Annotated in this window: 18 protein-coding genes and 1 pseudogene; 11 read left to right on the top strand and 8 right to left on the bottom strand. The window is 62.5% G+C overall.

Annotation, left to right across the window (positions count from 1 at the left end):
* Nucleotides 1–33: 33 nt before the first annotated feature.
* Nucleotides 34–888, bottom strand: coding sequence for a helix-turn-helix domain-containing protein (locus FHT79_RS15780; RefSeq protein ID WP_183903789.1), 855 nt, complete (start codon nucleotides 886–888; stop codon nucleotides 34–36).
* Nucleotides 889–1,108: 220 nt separating this feature from the next.
* Entirely contained in the window at nucleotides 1,109–2,080 is a 972-nt protein-coding gene (locus FHT79_RS15775; protein WP_047617560.1) for a LysR family transcriptional regulator, read from the bottom strand.
* Between the two features lie 78 nt (nucleotides 2,081–2,158).
* Between FHT79_RS15775 and FHT79_RS15770 the strand changes: the two genes are divergently transcribed.
* Entirely contained in the window at nucleotides 2,159–2,665 is a 507-nt protein-coding gene (locus FHT79_RS15770) for a hypothetical protein (protein ID WP_183903640.1), read from the top strand.
* Between the two features lie 92 nt (nucleotides 2,666–2,757).
* Here the strand turns inward: FHT79_RS15770 and FHT79_RS15765 are convergent, their stop codons facing one another.
* Complete coding sequence (locus FHT79_RS15765) at nucleotides 2,758–3,660, bottom strand: LysR family transcriptional regulator (RefSeq protein WP_183903638.1); 903 nt, start codon at nucleotides 3,658–3,660, stop codon at nucleotides 2,758–2,760.
* A 106-nt stretch (nucleotides 3,661–3,766) separates the two neighbouring features.
* Between FHT79_RS15765 and FHT79_RS15760 the strand changes: the two genes are divergently transcribed.
* Genes FHT79_RS15760 through FHT79_RS15750 form a run of 3 tightly spaced genes read left to right on the top strand, consistent with a single transcriptional unit; the run spans nucleotide 3,767 to nucleotide 5,822 of the window.
* Nucleotides 3,767–4,141: an Atu4866 domain-containing protein gene (locus tag FHT79_RS15760; RefSeq protein WP_183903636.1), complete on the top strand. Its 375-nt coding sequence runs from the start codon at nucleotides 3,767–3,769 to the stop codon at nucleotides 4,139–4,141.
* A 58-nt stretch (nucleotides 4,142–4,199) separates the two neighbouring features.
* Nucleotides 4,200–5,051: an oxidoreductase gene (locus tag FHT79_RS15755; protein WP_183903634.1), complete on the top strand. Its 852-nt coding sequence runs from the start codon at nucleotides 4,200–4,202 to the stop codon at nucleotides 5,049–5,051.
* 36 nt (nucleotides 5,052–5,087) lie between these two features.
* A complete protein-coding gene (locus FHT79_RS15750; RefSeq protein ID WP_047617653.1) occupies nucleotides 5,088–5,822 on the top strand; it encodes an SDR family oxidoreductase in 735 nt (244 codons plus the stop codon).
* Between the two features lie 88 nt (nucleotides 5,823–5,910).
* Here the strand turns inward: FHT79_RS15750 and FHT79_RS15745 are convergent, their stop codons facing one another.
* On the bottom strand, nucleotides 5,911–6,474 hold the full coding sequence (locus tag FHT79_RS15745; RefSeq protein WP_183903632.1) for a methylated-DNA--[protein]-cysteine S-methyltransferase: 564 nt from the start codon (nucleotides 6,472–6,474) through the stop codon (nucleotides 5,911–5,913).
* Between the two features lie 184 nt (nucleotides 6,475–6,658).
* On the opposite strand from FHT79_RS15745, the pseudogene FHT79_RS15740 reads away from it, so the two are divergent.
* The 4 genes and pseudogenes from FHT79_RS15740 to ybaK form a co-directional block, all read left to right on the top strand.
* A pseudogene (locus tag FHT79_RS15740) lies at nucleotides 6,659–6,811 on the top strand (2'-5' RNA ligase); the annotation flags it as partial.
* 102 nt (nucleotides 6,812–6,913) lie between these two features.
* Nucleotides 6,914–7,975, top strand: a complete 1,062-nt coding sequence (locus tag FHT79_RS15735; protein ID WP_183903631.1) for a succinylglutamate desuccinylase/aspartoacylase family protein — start codon at nucleotides 6,914–6,916, stop codon at nucleotides 7,973–7,975.
* A 114-nt stretch (nucleotides 7,976–8,089) separates the two neighbouring features.
* On the top strand, nucleotides 8,090–8,440 hold the full coding sequence (locus tag FHT79_RS15730; protein ID WP_028759217.1) for an ArsC family reductase: 351 nt from the start codon (nucleotides 8,090–8,092) through the stop codon (nucleotides 8,438–8,440).
* A gap of 29 nt (nucleotides 8,441–8,469) precedes the next feature.
* A complete protein-coding gene (gene ybaK, locus FHT79_RS15725) occupies nucleotides 8,470–8,943 on the top strand; it encodes a Cys-tRNA(Pro) deacylase (RefSeq protein ID WP_047617552.1) in 474 nt (157 codons plus the stop codon).
* Between the two features lie 34 nt (nucleotides 8,944–8,977).
* Here ybaK and FHT79_RS15720 read toward each other — a convergent pair whose 3' ends face one another.
* A complete protein-coding gene (locus FHT79_RS15720) occupies nucleotides 8,978–9,421 on the bottom strand; it encodes a helix-turn-helix domain-containing protein (RefSeq protein WP_047617550.1) in 444 nt (147 codons plus the stop codon).
* 82 nt (nucleotides 9,422–9,503) lie between these two features.
* Here FHT79_RS15720 and FHT79_RS15715 point away from each other — a divergent pair, with 82 nt between their 5' ends.
* Together FHT79_RS15715 and FHT79_RS15710 are read left to right on the top strand one after the other, a co-directional pair.
* On the top strand, nucleotides 9,504–10,187 hold the full coding sequence (locus FHT79_RS15715) for a glutathione S-transferase family protein (RefSeq protein ID WP_048338486.1): 684 nt from the start codon (nucleotides 9,504–9,506) through the stop codon (nucleotides 10,185–10,187).
* 126 nt (nucleotides 10,188–10,313) lie between these two features.
* Entirely contained in the window at nucleotides 10,314–11,567 is a 1,254-nt protein-coding gene (locus tag FHT79_RS15710; RefSeq protein ID WP_047617549.1) for an aminopeptidase, read from the top strand.
* Between the two features lie 114 nt (nucleotides 11,568–11,681).
* Here FHT79_RS15710 and FHT79_RS15705 read toward each other — a convergent pair whose 3' ends face one another.
* Together FHT79_RS15705 and xseA are read right to left on the bottom strand one after the other, a co-directional pair.
* The gene (locus tag FHT79_RS15705) at nucleotides 11,682–12,275 is read right to left on the bottom strand and encodes an NAD(P)H-dependent oxidoreductase (protein WP_047617547.1); all 594 of its coding nucleotides are present in this window, start codon (nucleotides 12,273–12,275) and stop codon (nucleotides 11,682–11,684) included.
* A gap of 2 nt (nucleotides 12,276–12,277) precedes the next feature.
* Nucleotides 12,278–13,858, bottom strand: a complete 1,581-nt coding sequence (xseA, locus tag FHT79_RS15700; protein WP_047617546.1) for an exodeoxyribonuclease VII large subunit — start codon at nucleotides 13,856–13,858, stop codon at nucleotides 12,278–12,280.
* Between the two features lie 306 nt (nucleotides 13,859–14,164).
* On the opposite strand from xseA, the gene FHT79_RS15695 reads away from it, so the two are divergent.
* Nucleotides 14,165–14,410 carry a hypothetical protein gene (locus FHT79_RS15695; RefSeq protein ID WP_028757855.1) on the top strand — a complete coding sequence of 82 codons (246 nt, stop codon included), beginning with the start codon at nucleotides 14,165–14,167 and terminating at the stop codon, nucleotides 14,408–14,410.
* Between the two features lie 28 nt (nucleotides 14,411–14,438).
* On the opposite strand, the gene FHT79_RS15690 is transcribed toward FHT79_RS15695, so the two are convergent.
* A complete protein-coding gene (locus FHT79_RS15690; RefSeq protein WP_028757856.1) occupies nucleotides 14,439–16,286 on the bottom strand; it encodes a hypothetical protein in 1,848 nt (615 codons plus the stop codon).
* Nucleotides 16,287–16,305 lie beyond the last annotated feature (19 nt).

The raw sequence follows: 16,305 nt of genomic DNA, 5'->3' as shown, positions 1-16,305 counted from the left end.
TTTCCTGCGGTTGATGATGCAGGAGAATTACCGTCAGCGTGCGACCATATCTGCCCCGGTATGCTCAACTTCTGCCCCGATCCGCTCAAAACGCTCGGAGCCGCCGCGCACATGGCGTGGATTGACGCCAAACCTCTCCTTGAACCGCGCCGCGAATTGAGACGGCGAATCGTAACCGACCTCAAAGGCAATCTGCGCCATCGGCAGGGTTGTGGTTTGAATGAGGCCCAAGGCGCGGTTCATCCTTGTATCGCTCAGGATCTCACTGAAGCCGGTGTTCTCGGCGGCCAGTTTGCGCCTCAGCGTCGCTTCGCTCATGTTGAACGAGCGCGCCGCCTGCCCCAGCGTCCAAGCAAAGGCGGTATCGCTTTCGATCATCTGCCGCAGCCGATCCTCGATCCGAGGACTTTGGTTCTGGCCGAGCACCGCTCCGCAGAGCGCAAACCAGGTGATCAGCTCCATCAAACGAGCCTTGGCAATCGCGCCGGGAAGCCTCGTCAGATTTCCGGGCTGACAGCAATAGTCAAACAATGCCACGGCTTCCTCCGGCAGCTTCGAGGTGCCTGCCGGTACAGGCCTCGATGGAACGGCGATCGGTCCCATCCTGCTGTAGGCTTCCTCGAAGAGCTGGCGTGGAACGGGCAGTGCCAGGGTCTGATACTTCTGCGGCGCCTTGGGAATGTTCTCCATCGTCAGGGGACGATAGTCGGGCAGCAAGCCATAGGCGCCCGCCTCGAGGCGCAGAGCCTTATCATCGGCCATGACGATCTTCGTTCCCGATTGCACCTGTATCAACAAGGGGCTGGTATTGACGAGGCGAAAAAAGCAGGCCCGCCCACCCTGGCGGATCAGGGCCCTGGTCGGAATGGGAAAGACCGCGTCCAACATATGTTCTCCGACAACAGGATGGATGATCGTGAAGTCTGGGCTGCCATGTCGGGAGACTGGTGCCATGACCGGTAGAACCGATATGAAGGCGCCCGCCTCGCCACCACCGATCCCTTGGGGTCGGGAATAGCAAAACCGCGTGTCCTGGGCAATCTTGAGCGTCATTTAGATGTTCGACATCACAAAGTGGCTTGGATCCATCCAGTCCGCGCTTGCCGCCTCAGCGTATTTTCGTGGCCGGTGTTTGCTCACCACCGATGTGAATTCGGCTTTTGTCGGCAGTGTCCGCCCGGCTTGTCACGTGATCGATGAAGGCCCGCAGCTTCGGCATCACTTGATGACGGCTCGGATAGTAGAGGAACACACCCGGCGCCATCGGCGCGAACGCCTCCAGGACGCGGATGAGTTTTCCCGCCTTCACCGGTCCGGCGGCGATTGGCTCCGGCACCTGAGCAAGCCCCATGTCTTCGACGGCGGCCCCCAGCATGGTGGGAAAGTCGCGGGCGATCAGCGGCCCGGAGACAACAGCCTCGATCGGTTTTTTGCCGCTGACAAACGACCACGGCGCGATTGAGCCGTTCGAGCGACGCATGCGGATGCAGGCATGTTGACGCAGATCGTCGATACGCTCGGGCCGCCCTCTCCGATGCAGATAGTCGGGGCTGCCGACGACCACCAGCGGGAAGGACGGCGTCAGCCGGATGGCGACCATGTCGGCTGCGATGAACTGGCCGAGGCGGATACCGGCATCAAATCCCTCGGCCGCGATGTCGACCAGTTCCTCATTCACGGCTACCTCCACCTCGATCTCGGGAAAGGCCCGGCAGAAGGATGCGATCAGTGGCTCCAGCAGGATCGGCACCACGGCAGGCGGCACCGTGAGACGCAACAGTCCAGCCGGTCTTTGCCCGAGCTCACGCGCAAGTTCGCTTGCGGCGATCAGTTCCTCGAAAGCAGGCTTTGCGCGCGTAACGAACCGCTCGCCGGCTTCTGTCAGGCCGACACTGCGCGTCGTGCGGATGAAGAGTACCGCGCCGACACGCTCCTCAAGAGCGCGTACGGCCTGGCTGATCGCCGATGGGGTCACCCCGAGTTCCGCGGCTGCCCTGCGAAAACTGCGGTGCCGGGCAACGCTCAGAAACGCCTCAACGCCGTCGAGCGCGCCTTGCCTGACTGTGAAGTTCTGCTTCATACCGCATCGATATTATCGCCAATAGTCGATCACGGGAAGCGGCGGTACATCTGGACCCCACAAAGCAGGAGTGCCCCGATGTCGACCGAATCCATCTTTCAAACTCATCTCGTGCTAGGCTATGTCGCCTGGCTGCTTTGCTTCGGCGCATATATTCTGCCCTGGCTCAAATCGATGGACAGGATCAAGGCGCACCGCGCCATCGCCACTCTACACAGCTTCCGCTTCTTCGGGCTCGTCTTCATTCTGAGCGACGTCGTCGGTCCCAACCTGCCCGCCAGCTTCGCTACCTTCGCTGCCTATGGCGACCTCGCGGCCGGGCTGCTCGCCATGCTGGCGCTCGTCACGATCAGGATACGCCAGGTCTTCTGGCTGTTCGTCGTCGCCTTCAATCTCGTGGGAATGGGCGACCTCGTCCTCGACTACTATCACGCGATCCAGGCCGGCCTGCCGGCGCGGGCGGGGGAATTGGGCGCCGCATACGCGATCCCGATCATCTATGTGCCCTTGTTGATGATCACCCACGTCTTCGCATTCTATTTGCTGATGCGTCCTCAGCCTAAGGCGGCTCAGGCCCTCGCCTGAGATGGCGGCGGTGTCTTAAATTCCCCTATATCAGGTGTCTCGCACCCGGCAAAAAGCTTGAACCAGTTCTCCGACGCTTCCCGGGGCACGGATCAAATCTGGCGCCCGTCAAATCTGCGCACATAATCGACCAATGCGCGCAGCTTTAGCGGCTGCCTCTGACGCCTGGGATAGTAGAGATAGAAGCCCGGGAAGGGCGGACAGAAATCTTCCAGCAGCGGCAGGAGTTCGCCGCGTTCCACATAGGGCTGGAAGGTTTCCACCATGCCGAAGGTGATGCCGGTTCCGGCGCAGGCCATGCGGATCATCATTCCCATGTCGTTGGTGGTGACTGTGGGATCGACGGAGACGTCGAAGTCGCGATCATTCTCGGTGAACTCCCAGCGATAGGGTGCGGTATCCGGGCGTGGCCGCCAGCCGATGCAGGCGTGGTCCTGCAGTTCGCGGGGATGGCGGGGATGGCCGCGGCGCTCAAGATAGCTGGGGGATGCGGCCGCACATTGTCGCTGCTCTTCGGAGACGGAGATTGCGATCATATCCTGTTCGATCACTTCGCCGAGCCGGACGCCGGCGTCGAAGCCGGCCTCGACGATATCGAATTCGTCATCGGTGATGGTGATATCGAGTTTGATGTCGGGGCAGGCTTCCATGAAGCCGGCCAGCAACGTGCCGGACAGGAAGTTCTCGGCGATTGAGGAAACGGTGATCCTCAGCAAGCCGCTCGGGCGCGCCTGCATTTCCCTGACCGTTTGCATCGCATCCCTGACCTGGCGGACCGATGGACGAACCGCGTCGAAAAACACCTCGCCGGCCTCCGTCAGGCTGACGCTGCGCGTCGTGCGCTGGACCAGGGCAACGCCGACCCGATCCTCCAGGCGCTGCAGGGCCTGGCTGACGGCGGAGCGGGTGACGCCAAGCCGCTCGCCGGCGAGCCGGAAGTTCCGCGCCTCCGCCACGGCAAGAAAGACTGAAATGCCTTCGAGATCATCGACCATTGGTTAGCATAACTAACCAAGGCATCCTGGATTGGCAACTTAATCGCCGCGGATGGCCACGCTATCTTTCAAGTCGAGGTCAACGGAGGTTTCGAGAGGAAAATCGATGCGCAACATTTCCAACAGTCCTGTTCTGCATTTTTTCGCCGCAACCACCTTAGCCGGCACGGCGATCGGTTCGTCTGCCGCCGATGCCGTGAATGACCGAGCCCCTCAGCAGCAACAAACAAGCGAGAACAGAATGCAGCAACATCCCTATGTCGGCATGTGGGTGACGGATGACGGCCGTATCCGTCACGAACTTCTGCCCAATGGCCGTTACGACGAAGCCCGCGGAAACCGCGAAAGCGCCTACCAAGGACGTTACGAAGTCACCGGAAGGCACATCGAATACTGGGATGACACGGGCTTTACGGCCGACGGCGATTTCGTCGACGGCAATACCCTCCATCACGCCGGCATGGTGCTTCGCCGCAAATGACGCGCTGCCCGACAGGAAACATCACAAGGAGTAAGGCCGCATCTACAGGCCGGAAAGGATGACGATCATGTCTTCCCCAACACCCATCTGGTTCATAACAGGCGCATCGTCCGGCCTCGGCCGGGCACTCGCCGAAGCCGTCCTCGCCCGAGGCTGGCGCGCCGCCATGACGGCGCGCAGACCCGAGACCCTGGCAGATCTCACGACAGAATACAGGGACCGTGCGCTTGCCCTTGCCCTCGATGTGACGGACAGCAACTCCGTCGCCGGCGCGGTTCGTAACGCCGAAACGCATTTCGGGGCGATCGACGTCCTCGTCAACAATGCCGGCTACGGCTACCTCTCGGCGATCGAAGAGGGCGAGGATGCCGAAATACGCGCCCAGTTCGAAACCAATGTCTTCGGATTGATCGATGTCACCAAGCAGGTTCTGCCGGGCATGCGCGCACGCCGGCAAGGGCATATCTTTAATGTCTCCTCGCTTGGCGGGCTCGTCGCTTTTGCGGCGACCGGCTACTACCACGCCACCAAGTTTGCGGTCGAAGCTTTGTCGGAATCGCTTTCGCATGAGGTCAAACCGCTTGGCATCGATGTGACGATCCTCGAACCCGGCGCCTTCCGAACGGATTGGGCCGGCCGGTCGATGGTCGAATCCGCCACGATCATCGACGATTACGCCGAGACCGCAGGCAAGCGGCGCCAGGCCACCCGTTCGGTCTCCGGCAAGCAGCCGGGTGATCCCACCCGAGCCGCAACGGCAATCCTATCGGCATTCGAGGCGGACGAGCCGCCGCTTCGCCTCCTGCTCGGTGCGCCCGCCCTGAAAATCGCCCGCGAACGGCTCGATGCGCTGCGCGCAAATTTCGACACCTGGGCGGAGACGACGCTCAGCGCCGATTTCCCAAGCTGACCGCCACGAAAACCTCAACCTGCAATGGAGCTTGAAATGTCTGATATCAAAGGAAAAGTCATTGCCATCACCGGGGCCAGCAGCGGCATCGGAGAGGCTACGGCCAGGGTGCTGGCTGCGGCCGGCGCGCATATCGTGATCGGCGCACGTCGCACCGATCGGCTGAAGGAACTTGCCGACGACATCGCCGCAAAGGGCGGGACGGTGCGCCTGCGACAGCTTGACGTCACCGACCGCTCGCAGGTGGAAGCCTTCGCAGGCTTTGCCAGATCCGAATTCGGACGGCTGGACGTGATCGTCAACAATGCCGGCGTCATGCCGCTCTCGCCGCTCGATGCCCTCAAGGTCGACGAATGGGACCGGATGGTCGACGTCAACATCAAGGGCGTTCTCTACGGCATTGCCGCAGCGCTTCCGATCATGAAAGCGCAGGGGTCGGGGCAGATCATCAACCTGTCTTCGATCGGCGGCCACAGCGTCTCTCCGACGGCTGCCGTCTATTGCGCGACGAAATTCGCGGTGCGGGCGATCTCGGACGGATTGCGACAGGAGACCGACCGCATCCGGGTGACCGTCATCTCCCCCGGCACAACGACATCGGAACTGGCCGAGACGATCACCGATCCGACCGCGCGGGATGCGATGAAGGCTTTCAGGGCGATCACGATCAGCCCCGAGGCGATCGCCAATTCGATCCTCTACGCCGTCAGCCAGCCTGATGACGTCGATGTCAGCGAGATCATCATCCGGCCGACAGCCAGCCCGCATTGAGCGGCTGAGATTGCTGCCAAAGCAATTCCAGCGAAAGTGTAGCGCGGTTTCGCGTCCGGAATTGCGGAAACGAAAAAGCCTCCGCCGCCTAAAAACCCAGCGACTGCTGGGCGGGCGGCGGCGGTGCGAGATTGACGCCTTCGAGTTCCAGCATGCGGGCCTTCGATGTCGAACCGCCGGGCGCGGAGAAGCCGCCGATCTTGCCGCCGGCCGCAAGCACCCGGTGACAGGGGATGATCAGAGCGACCGGGTTTTTCGCCATCGCCTGGCCGACGTCGCGGGCGGCCTCGGGCCCGGCGCCAAGCTCCTTCGCCAGCGCGCCGTAAGTGGTCGTGCGGCCCCAGCCGACACGCCGTGCCGCCGCATAAATATCCCTGAAGAAGGCATCCTGGCCGGCAAGATCGAGTTCCACTCCGGAAAAATCCGTCTCCTCGCCCTGGAAATAGCGCTTCACGGCGGCAACCGTCTCTAGCACAGCTGGCGTCGGCGCGCCGGGTTCGGCATCCGGCAGGCGGCGCAGCAGCAGCCGTTCGGTCGCTTCTGCTGATTTGGTCGGCAGTTGGAAACGGGTGATGCCGGCATCGCTCCAGGCGATGCCGCAGAAACCGCCCGCGGTTTCGAAGATGAGATAGTCGTGCGTTGTCTCAGCCATGACAGCCTCCGCATGTTCGATTGCCTTCAAAATCGTATGAGACGGCCGCTGTTTCAACCCGTTTCTTGCGCGTACCGGGCTTTTCGAAAGTCCACTTCATCCGGCGCCGGGCAAGGGTTCGGATGAATTTAACGCCAAGCATATCGGGACATTATGTTCTCTTTCTGTTCTTGAGATGCGGGCCCCGCATATGACGCAGCTCTATGACCGCAAGGCCGTGCCGGCGGCGACCCTCGACACTCCGGCTTCATGGACGGCATCCGAATTTCTCCTCGTCCACAGTGTTCTCGGAAAAACCGAACATCGGATCATCGATCGCTGGCCATTGCTCGGCTGAGGCAACGATGTCTTCCCTGCTCCGGCTTGCGCTTGCCTGATTTCCGCGCATAAAGCTCTGAAGGCCTGTTCCGGCATGGACGCAAACGGGAGCGAAAGCGGCATGGACATTTCAGAGATCATCATCCCGGGCGATACGCCGGGGACCGAATGGCGGCTGCCGGTGCTGCGCTTTGCGGGCCACGATCCGGAGGCGCCCAAGATCTATATCCAGGCGGCCCTGCATGCCGGGGAGCTGCCTGGAACGGTGCTGCTGCATTTCCTCTGCGAGCGGCTGCGGCAGGCGGAAAGCCAGGGCGGGATCGCCGGCGATATCACCATCGTGCCGCAGGCCAATCCGATCGGTGCGGCGCAGTCGCATTTCGGCGAATTGCAGGGCCGTTTCGACCTGGGCTCGCGCACCAATTTCAACCGGGATTTCCCGCTGATCTCCCTTGTCGATCGGGCCTCACTGATCGAGGACCTCGATGACACCCCGGCTACCGACAGATTGAAGCGGCAGTTGCTGCATATGGCGCTCGGGGCCGATCTCGTGCTCGACCTGCATTGCGACGACGAATCCCTGCAATATGCCTATATCGACGAGGCCTTCTGGCCTGAGGCGGCCGATCTCGCCAGCGCGCTCGACATGGAGGCCGTGCTGCTTTCGGATGGCGAAAGCTCGGCCTTCGAGGAGGCCGTCGGCTTTGCATGGAAATATGAAGTCCCCGGCGAGCGCCGCTCCCGATTGCCCGGCAAACTCTCCGTCACCGTCGAACTGCGCGGCAAACGCGACGTCGATCCGGTGCTGGCGAAAAAGGATGCGGACGGGCTCTGGCGCTTCCTGGAGGCACGGGGGATCGTCGGCGACGGGAAGCAAGCGTCAACGACGTTTTACGGGCCGGCCGTGCCGCTCGACAATGTCGAGATCATTCGCGCTGGAGAAGGTGGCGCCGTGCTCTTCCATCGCAATATCGGCGAGAGGGTTGCGGAAGGCGATCGTCTTGCGACGATCGTCACCCGGCCGGGGCAGCCGGGCGGCAGCATCGAGCTCACCGCGCCGCAGGACGGGCTGATCCTGACCCGAACATCCGACCGGCTGGTGCGGCGGCGCGGCGACCTGATGAAGATCGCCTGCGAGAGCCCCAGCCAGGCGTCGCGCAAGGCCGGGGCGCTGGAAAATTGAGCGGGGGTTTTGCCAGCGGTAACCATCGGCGCGCAGGGGATAAAACGTCGCACGGCGTTTGCGCCGGCCGGCCTGCATGTTATCTCGCTGTCATCACAGGGAGATAGATCGGGCATGGCCGTCACCATCTATGGCATCAAGAATTGCGACACGATGAAAAAGGCCCGCAGCTGGCTGGAAGAACATAGCGTCGCCTACGAATTTCACGATTATAAGGCGCTCGGTATCGACCGTGCCCATCTCGAAGCCTGGATCGACCAGGCCGGCCTCGACACCGTGCTCAACCGCGCCGGCACCACCTTCCGCAAACTGCCCGATGCCGAGCGTGAGAACCTGACCCGGGAAAAGGCGATCGCCCTGATGCTCGACCAGTCGTCGATGATCAAGCGACCGGTGCTGGAGGCTAGAGGCAAGCTGCTGATCGGCTTCAAGCCGGAGATTTACGCCGGTACGTTCGGCGGCTGACAGGCGGCTCGCTGAGCTCAGGGGGAGAGATGTCCAAGACCACGCGCGCGACACAGCTTCTTTCGCAGGCAGGTATCGCCTTCACGGTCCATGCCTATGATTACGATCCCAATGCCGAGCGCGTCGGGCTGCAGGCGGCCGAAGCGCTCGGCGAGGCGCCGCACCGGGTGCTGAAGACGCTGATGGCAGAGGTGGACGGCAAACCGGTCTGCGTCGTCGTGCCGTCGGACCGCGAGGTCAGCATGAAGAAGCTCGCCAGCGCCTTTCACGGCAAATCGGCCAACATGATGAAGCCCGCCGATGCCGAACGGCTGACGGGTTATCATGTCGGCGGCATCAGCCCGTTCGGCCAGAAGAAGGCGGTGCCGACGGCGATCGAGGAAGCCGCCCTTGCCGAGCCGCTGGTCTTCATCAATGGCGGGCAGCGCGGGCTGCAGGTGCGGCTCGATCCGAAGAATGCGTTGACGGTGCTGAAGGCCGTCGCCGCGCCGCTGATTGCCTGATCAGAACAGGATGCCGATGCTCTTGCGATTGAAACTATAAGAAGCGGTCGAGCAGGCCGGCGATCGTCTTCGCCTCGCTTTCGGCAAGCCTGCAGCCGATATGGGTCTCGATCGATCTGGCGTAGACGATCCACATGCGCTCGCGAAGCGTTCGGCCGGCATCCGTCATCACCACCCAGCGGCCGCGGCCATCACTGGCGAAGGTTTCGCGCCGGACCAGGCCCTCTTTTTCCAGCCGGTCGATCAGCCGGGAAAGATTATACTGCGCCAGCAAGGTCCGCTCCTCGATCTCGTAGGGGCGCAGCCTGCCGTCTTCCGAGCGCGCCAATTCCCACAGCACGTCGTACCAGGCAAGCGGCGGGAGGCCTGCCGCTTTCAGGTCGGCTTCAATCGCGCCAAGCAAGCGCTCGCGGGCGCGCATGATGCTCGTCCAGGCAGAGGTGACAGCTTCGCTCGGATTCGGCGTTTTTTCGGACATAAATGCAATTACATCTACCTTGAATTCAGCCGCAAGTGATATTACATGCAATTACATCTATTATCATCCCGTGGAGACCGCCATGAGCAAGCTTACTCTCGTCAGCCATCACCTCTGCCCCTATGTGCAGCGTGCCGCGATCGCGCTTCTCGAAAAGGGCGTGCCCTTCGAACGCATCAACATCGATCTTGCCGACAAGCCGGACTGGTTCCTGAAGATCTCTCCGCTCGGAAAGGTACCGCTGCTCAGGATCGAAGAGGAGGACGGCAGCGAGGCCGTGCTGTTCGAAAGCAGCGTCATCTGCGAATATCTCGAGGAAACGCAGATTGGCGTCGCCTTGCATCCCAAAGACGCGCTGACGCGTGCCCGCCATCGCGGCTGGATGGAATTCGGCTCGTCCGTGCTTTCCGATCTCTGGGGCTATGAAACGGCCGAGGATGCCTCGCAGCTGGAGATCAAACGGAAGGCGCTCATCGCCAAATTCGCGACGATCGAGACGGTGCTGACGGACGGGCCTTATTTCGCCGGCAACGGCTTCAGCCTGGTCGACGCCGTGTTCGCGCCGGTCTTTCGTTATTTCGATCTCTTCGACACGCTCGGCGACAGCGGCATCTTCGAAGGGCTGGAGCGGGTGAAGCGCTGGCGCAGGGCGCTGTCCGAACGGGCAAGCGTCAAGGCCGCCGTCAGTGCGGACTACCCGCAGCGGCTGGTCGAATTCCTCGAAAAGCATAACTCGATCCTGCTCAGGCTGGAGGCGGCCGCCTGAAGCGCGCCCTGCGGCCGGACCTATATCCGGTCGCATGCAATTCAGCGGCGATACGCTTCATTTTCGCCGCAAACGGGTCTAAGTCTTCCAGCCTCTCACCGTTAATGACAGAAGGCAGGTTGAACCATGACTTTCATGCCCCAGAGCCAGAACACCGTTGATCCCGACAAGCTGGAAAAGCTTGCGGAAGTCGCCGTCAAGGTCGGGCTGCAGCTGCAGAAGGGTCAGGATCTGGTGGTCACCGCGCCTGTCGTGGCGCTGCCGCTGGTGCGCCTGATCACCAAACACGCCTATCAGGCCGGCGCCGGGCTGGTCACCGCCTTCTATTCCGACGAGGAAACGACGCTGGCGCGCTATCAATATGGCGGCGACGAGAGCTTCGACCGCGCTTCCGGCTGGCTCTACGAGGGCATGGCCAAGGCCTATGCCAACGGGGCGGCCCGTCTTGCCGTCGCCGGCGACAATCCGATGCTGCTTTCCGAACAGGATGCCGGCAAGGTCGGCCGCGCCAATCGCGCCAACTCCACCGCCTACAAGCCAGCGCTGGAAAAAATCTCGAATTTCGACATCAACTGGAACATCGTCTCCTATCCCAACCCGTCCTGGGCCAAGGTGGTCTTCCCCAGCGATCCGGAACCGATCGCGATCGCCAAGCTTGCCAAGGCGATCTTTGCCGCCTCGCGCGTCGATGTCAGCGATCCGGTCGCCGCCTGGGCCGAACACAATGCCAATCTCGCCAAGCGCTCCGCCTGGCTGAACGGCGAACGTTTCGCCTCGCTGCATTTCCAAGGACCCGGCACGGACCTGACGGTCGGCCTTGCCGACGGGCATGAATGGCATGGCGGCGCTTCCACCGCCAAGAACGGCATTACCTGCAATCCGAACATCCCCACCGAGGAAGTCTTCACCACGCCCCATGCGTTGCGCGTCGAAGGCCATGTTTCCAGCACCAAGCCGCTTTCGCATCAGGGCACGCTGATCGACAATATTCAGGTGCGTTTCGAGGGCGGACGGATCGTCGAGGCCAAGGCATCGCGTGGCGAGGAGGTGTTGAACAAGGTGCTCGATACCGACGAGGGCGCGCGCCGGCTCGGCGAAGTGGCGCTGGTGCCGCATTCCTCGCCGATCTCGGCCAGCGGCATCCTGTTCTACAACACCCTGTTCGACGAAAACGCCTCGTGCCACATCGCGCTCGGCCAGTGCTATTCCAAATGCTTCCTGGACGGTGCGACGCTCAGCCAGGAGCAGATCAAGGCGCAGGGCGGCAATTCCAGCCTGATCCATATCGACTGGATGATCGGCTCCGGCAAGGTCGATATCGACGGGATCAAGCCGGATGGTTCGCGGGTTCCGGTGATGCGGCAGGGCGAATGGGCCTGAGCGGCGTCATCCTACGCTGACTGTATGAAGCGCTGGCCGCAGGACCGTGCTCATCACGCTGACGGAAAGGGCTCGCGACGGTGCCTGCCGCGCAAGTTCCTTTCGGACGCCGAGTCATCGGATCGCCGATAGCAGCTTGCGCACGCGATCGAGATGCGCCGTCCGCTTTGCATCGGTGGCGCGGTCCATGTCGTGCAGGCTGAGCATCCGGAAATTCAACCGCTTCGAGCAGAAGGCGGCGATGCCGCGCTTCAACAGCCGGCGCACCGGATCGCCCATATAGAGACGCACCAGCCACCAGGGCGAACCTGTCGTCGTCAGCGCGTAGAGCAGCCTGATATTGGTCAGCTGCGGCACGATACGGCCACCGCCGGCATCATGGGTGAAGGCGACCCCCGGCGCAAAGATGCGATCGAAGAAGCCCTTCAGGACAGCAGGGAAATTGAACCACCATTGCGGAAAAACGAGAACGAGGCCGTCGGCGGCCTTCAGTCGGTCCACGATGCCGGCCACGGCTGAACTATCGTAGGGCACGTCGAAATAGCCGCGGCGCTCGGTCTCGGACAAACGCGGATCGAAATTCTCGGCGTAGAGATCGAGCAAATCGACGGCATGCCCGGCGGCTTCCAATGCTTGGCGGGCGGTGCGCGCCACGGAGGCGGCAAAACTGTCCGGCAATGGGTGGGCAAGCACCAGCAGGATCCGCATCGTCAGAACAGGCTTCCCTGTTTCTGCGGTTCTGCGGGTTTTGCGCTGCGCTTCTTGGCACCGGCCGGCGGTGTGCCGCCTTCCGTGGTCATGGCGCCGACGCGACCGTCGGCGAATTCGATGGCGATGCCCATGCCGGCGGAAATTTGAGCAGCCTGCGAGACCGGCCTGTTATCCTCATCGCGAATGACGGCGTAACCGCGCTTCAGCACATTCTTGTAGGAGAGCGACTGCAGCACGCGGTCCTGCGAAGAAAGCTCGGCGCGCGCACGGGTCAGCTGATGACGGATCGCCGTATCGGCATGGCGCGAAAGATTGCCGAGCCGTTCGCGGCCGCGGTCGGTCTGGGTCTTCAGCCGGGCAGGCAGCGAGGCGAGGATTGCTTCGGCGCGCTCAACGCGCGATTTCGAACGGTCGAGCAGCCGTTCGACCATACGCTCGGCCCGCACGATCCGCTCGTTCAGCGTCTGGCGGCGTTCGGCGATGCGATTGGAGAGCACATCGGGGCGCAGATGCGCGGCGACGCGCTCGAAGCCGCGGCGCTTGTTGATGGTGTTGAGTTCCAGCCCGCGGCCAAGGCCGGCAGCCGCTTCGTCGAAACGCCGGCGCGGCAAGGCGAGAAGCTGATCGAGCGACGGCAATGCCCGCATCAGGGCACGGACGGACTGACGGCGTTGATCCATCTGCCGGTTCATGCAGCCTTGCAGGCGTGCGGCGAGAGCGGCGGCCTGCGCCTCGAGCTCCGCCTTGACCGGCACCGCCATTTCCGCGGCACCGGTCGGCGTCGGGGCGCGGACATCGGCGGCATAGTCGATCAGCGTCCAGTCGGTCTCATGGCCGACGGCCGAGATCAGCGGTATCCGGCTTTCGGCCGCAGCACGCACGACGATTTCGTCGTTGAAACTCCAAAGATCTTCCAGGCTGCCGCCGCCGCGCGCGACGATCAGCACATCGGGGCGCTCAATGGTACCTGCCGGCTCCAGCGCATTGAACCCGCGGATGGCGTTCGCCACCTCCTCGCCGGACCCCTCGCCCTGTACCTTCACCGGCCAGACGAGGACATGTACGGGAAAACGATCGGAGATGCGGTGAAGGATATCGCGGATGACCGCCCCGGTCGGCGACGTGACGACGCCGATAACCCTCGGCATGAAGGGCAGCCGCTTCTTGCGGGCGGCATCGAACAGGCCCTCGGCGCCCAGCTTGCGCTTGCGCTCCTCGATCAGCGCCATCAGCGCGCCGGCACCGGCCGGCTCCAGCGTCTCAATAACGATCTGATATTTCGAAGAACCCGGAAAGGTGGTGACCTTGCCCGTGGCGATGACCTCCATGCCCTCTTCCGGACGGAACTTCAGCCGCGAGAAGGTGCCCTTCCAGATGACGGCGTCGATGCGGGCGCGGTCGTCCTTCAACGCGAAATAGGCATGACCCGAAGAATGCGGCCCGCGATAGCCGGAGATTTCGCCGCGCACACGAACCTGGTCGAAGGCGGTTTCGACGGTGCGCTTGATCGAGCCGGAAAGCTCCGAAACCGAATACTCGGCAAGGTTGGTCGGCGAATCGCCGTCGAAGACGTTGCTCATCTCACCTTTTTATGTCGATCAGCAGCAAACGGGAAGCTCGGCATCGATGCAGAGGCCGTTTTCCCGGCTTTGAACTCGGCAACGGGCCGACGTCATCGCCGTTCCGCTGAGTTCGGCCGCGATGGCGGCCGACACCGAATGCGATAAATCCGTTTTGTTGCGGAACGGATAGGTACAATTCGCGTTTTACCCGAAAGGGATTGCTAACCACCGCAATACAAAGGCTTTTCGGGCAAGATCGCCGGTAAATCTTTGTTAGTTGGCGCTTCCTATTCTTCCCCTCGTTATCTCTGGGAAGGTGCTGAAATGATTATTCTCACAGCAGCAGCATTGGGCATCAGCGCCGGGCAAACGCGCTCGGCCAGCGCAATCGCGTTGATCGCGGCGCTGATCGGAATGACATTCGCGCTGGCGGCGATAACCTCGCCCGGTCCGGTGTCCATTCTGGCATTCGTCTATGCCGTGCTCGGCTTTAATGGCGGCCTCATGCTCTTCGTGCTTGGCCTCTATGCCAATCAGCGCCTTCGTCGCGCCATGCGCGTCTCGAACTAACTATCGTCCATGCTGAAAACAGCCGGCGTCAATTCGTCGTCGGCCGATAGCGAAAGAACTGCACGCCTGCGTCGGCCGGTTTCGGCAGCGGTTCCAGATAGGGCGGGATATTGCCTTTGCCGAGCGCAGCATAGAGCCCATCCGGCTTCAGCTTGGCGATCTCGCGCGTCTGCGGGTCCTTGAGGCAGAAGGCTAGCACGGTCACCCCAGCCCCCGTCAAGAAAGCTTCCGCCTCCTGCGGCTCCGCCAGGCCGATATGCAGCTCCGTCAGCATGCCGCCCTGATTGCGATGATAGGGCGCCGAGAGAACCCGGTTCTGGGTGAAGCGGAGGATGGGGACGCCCATTTCCGATGGTGCGGAGACCAGCCCGGCCGGAAGCCCGGCCAGCGGGGCCAGCGCCTCCTGCGATGTGCAGGAACTCTTTTTTGCCGGCTCGGCCGTCTTCTTCTGCGCGGCATTCTCCGTCTGCATCGAGATAAGCCCGCCGCCGACGGCCCAGGCGGCCGGAACACTTGCGAGCACGGTCACGATGTAGACGAAGGCGGCGGCGACATTCTCGCTGTCGCCGTTCGAAATGCGCCTGATATCGATGATCAGCAGCGCAAGCGGCAGGATGGAGATGAGGTTCGAGAAGGTCGCGCCGCGCACCTGGACCAACGCGATTGCCCAGCTCGTCGTCAGCAGCAGGAGCAGGACCAGATGGATTTGCACGCGGTCACGCTGAACGATGCGGAAGATGCAGACGGCGATGCCGAAGAGGCCGGCCGCATAGAAGGCGCCGAGAGAGAAAGGATCGGTGCGCCCGAGGACGAAAACCGACTGCGCTTCCGAAACATTCTTCAGCCAGAGCTCGACCAGCATCGGATCGAGACTGGCCAGCGGATCGCTCAGGCATTGCGGTGCGATCACGATCGCCGAACCGAAAACACCGGCGCCGACGACGGCGAGCGCTGCAAAACGCAAGGGACGGGTGAGGCGGCTGGCAAAAACCGCCGAAAACAACAGCAAACCGCCGCCGATCGCCGCCAGGCTGTAATAGCCGAGCGAGAGATTGTCGCAGGTGACCATCGAATAAAGCCGGGGCGGTACCGTTGCGAAGAACAGGACGCTGATCGCCAGCGCCAAAGCCAGCCCGAAGGCCTTCGCAGCAGCGGCAAAATCTTCGCCCTCCCAGGCCCAGAGCAGAGCGACGGTCAGGCAGACGGCGGCGACAAAGGGGGTCGTCTCGGCGCCGATGGCAATGGCGATGGCTGCCGCGACGCCGGCGACCGCGTAGCTCCAGGCGCGACGCTCGGGATCCAGCAGCATCGCTATCATCGTCGCGACCAGCGCCAGCTGCGCATTGTGATGATCGATGGCGCCCGGCGCGAAACGGTTGCCGGCGTAGATGACAAGGCCGGTCAAACCGAGGCTGATGTGCATGCCGGCGACACCGCCGATGCGCCGACCGGCCACGGCCATGGCGAGCATGGCGGGCAGGATGAGCGATACCGGCCAAACAGCGAGCGCCAGCGCCTCGGCCGTCTCGCGGGGTGCAAACAGACCGAAGAACCAGATCAGCGAGGCGATCGGCAGATCGATCAGCCGTGACCAGTGCATCAGCGTGCCGCCGGCGAGACCGAGCCGGTATTGCATCAGATCGAACCAGCCCTGCCCGGCGAGAAAATCGCGAACCTCGACGAGACGCATTCCGTCGTCATTGTCCGGGCCGACATAATCGGTGGCGCCGGAAAGCCTGGTGACGAGAATGACGGCGGCGAAAATGACGCTGTAGGCGATGACAGTTGGCCAGAGACGCGTCAGCACGTCGCGTATCCTGCCCCGAGGGGTGTCGATCGCGGATGATGCATGGGTGATCGGCTGCACAGCGTTCATTGTGGTTAGCGGTTCGTTT

The sequence above is a fragment of the Rhizobium sp. BK212 genome, assembly GCF_014197475.1.
In the GTDB taxonomy this organism is placed as follows: Bacteria; Pseudomonadota; Alphaproteobacteria; order Rhizobiales; family Rhizobiaceae; genus Rhizobium; species Rhizobium anhuiense.
The sequence above is the reverse complement of the archived record's forward strand: the minus strand, read 5'-3'. Positions and strand labels throughout refer to the sequence as shown.

Excerpts from the sequence above, each read along its gene's own strand:
- FHT79_RS15780 (WP_183903789.1), bottom strand. The coding sequence starts at position 888 with ATGTTGGACGCGGTCTTTCCCATTCCGACCAGGGCCCTGATCCGCCAG.
- FHT79_RS15775 (WP_047617560.1), bottom strand. The coding sequence starts at position 2,080 with ATGAAGCAGAACTTCACAGTCAGGCAAGGCGCGCTCGACGGCGTTGAG.
- FHT79_RS15770 (WP_183903640.1), top strand. The coding sequence starts at position 2,159 with ATGTCGACCGAATCCATCTTTCAAACTCATCTCGTGCTAGGCTATGTC.
- FHT79_RS15765 (WP_183903638.1), bottom strand. The coding sequence starts at position 3,660 with ATGGTCGATGATCTCGAAGGCATTTCAGTCTTTCTTGCCGTGGCGGAG.
- FHT79_RS15760 (WP_183903636.1), top strand. The coding sequence starts at position 3,767 with ATGCGCAACATTTCCAACAGTCCTGTTCTGCATTTTTTCGCCGCAACC.
- FHT79_RS15755 (WP_183903634.1), top strand. The coding sequence starts at position 4,200 with ATGACGATCATGTCTTCCCCAACACCCATCTGGTTCATAACAGGCGCA.
- FHT79_RS15750 (WP_047617653.1), top strand. The coding sequence starts at position 5,088 with ATGTCTGATATCAAAGGAAAAGTCATTGCCATCACCGGGGCCAGCAGC.
- FHT79_RS15745 (WP_183903632.1), bottom strand. The coding sequence starts at position 6,474 with ATGGCTGAGACAACGCACGACTATCTCATCTTCGAAACCGCGGGCGGT.
- FHT79_RS15735 (WP_183903631.1), top strand. The coding sequence starts at position 6,914 with ATGGACATTTCAGAGATCATCATCCCGGGCGATACGCCGGGGACCGAA.
- FHT79_RS15730 (WP_028759217.1), top strand. The coding sequence starts at position 8,090 with ATGGCCGTCACCATCTATGGCATCAAGAATTGCGACACGATGAAAAAG.
- ybaK (WP_047617552.1), top strand. The coding sequence starts at position 8,470 with ATGTCCAAGACCACGCGCGCGACACAGCTTCTTTCGCAGGCAGGTATC.
- FHT79_RS15720 (WP_047617550.1), bottom strand. The coding sequence starts at position 9,421 with ATGTCCGAAAAAACGCCGAATCCGAGCGAAGCTGTCACCTCTGCCTGG.
- FHT79_RS15715 (WP_048338486.1), top strand. The coding sequence starts at position 9,504 with ATGAGCAAGCTTACTCTCGTCAGCCATCACCTCTGCCCCTATGTGCAG.
- FHT79_RS15710 (WP_047617549.1), top strand. The coding sequence starts at position 10,314 with ATGACTTTCATGCCCCAGAGCCAGAACACCGTTGATCCCGACAAGCTG.
- FHT79_RS15705 (WP_047617547.1), bottom strand. The coding sequence starts at position 12,275 with ATGCGGATCCTGCTGGTGCTTGCCCACCCATTGCCGGACAGTTTTGCC.
- xseA (WP_047617546.1), bottom strand. The coding sequence starts at position 13,858 with ATGAGCAACGTCTTCGACGGCGATTCGCCGACCAACCTTGCCGAGTAT.
- FHT79_RS15695 (WP_028757855.1), top strand. The coding sequence starts at position 14,165 with ATGATTATTCTCACAGCAGCAGCATTGGGCATCAGCGCCGGGCAAACG.
- FHT79_RS15690 (WP_028757856.1), bottom strand. The coding sequence starts at position 16,286 with ATGAACGCTGTGCAGCCGATCACCCATGCATCATCCGCGATCGACACC.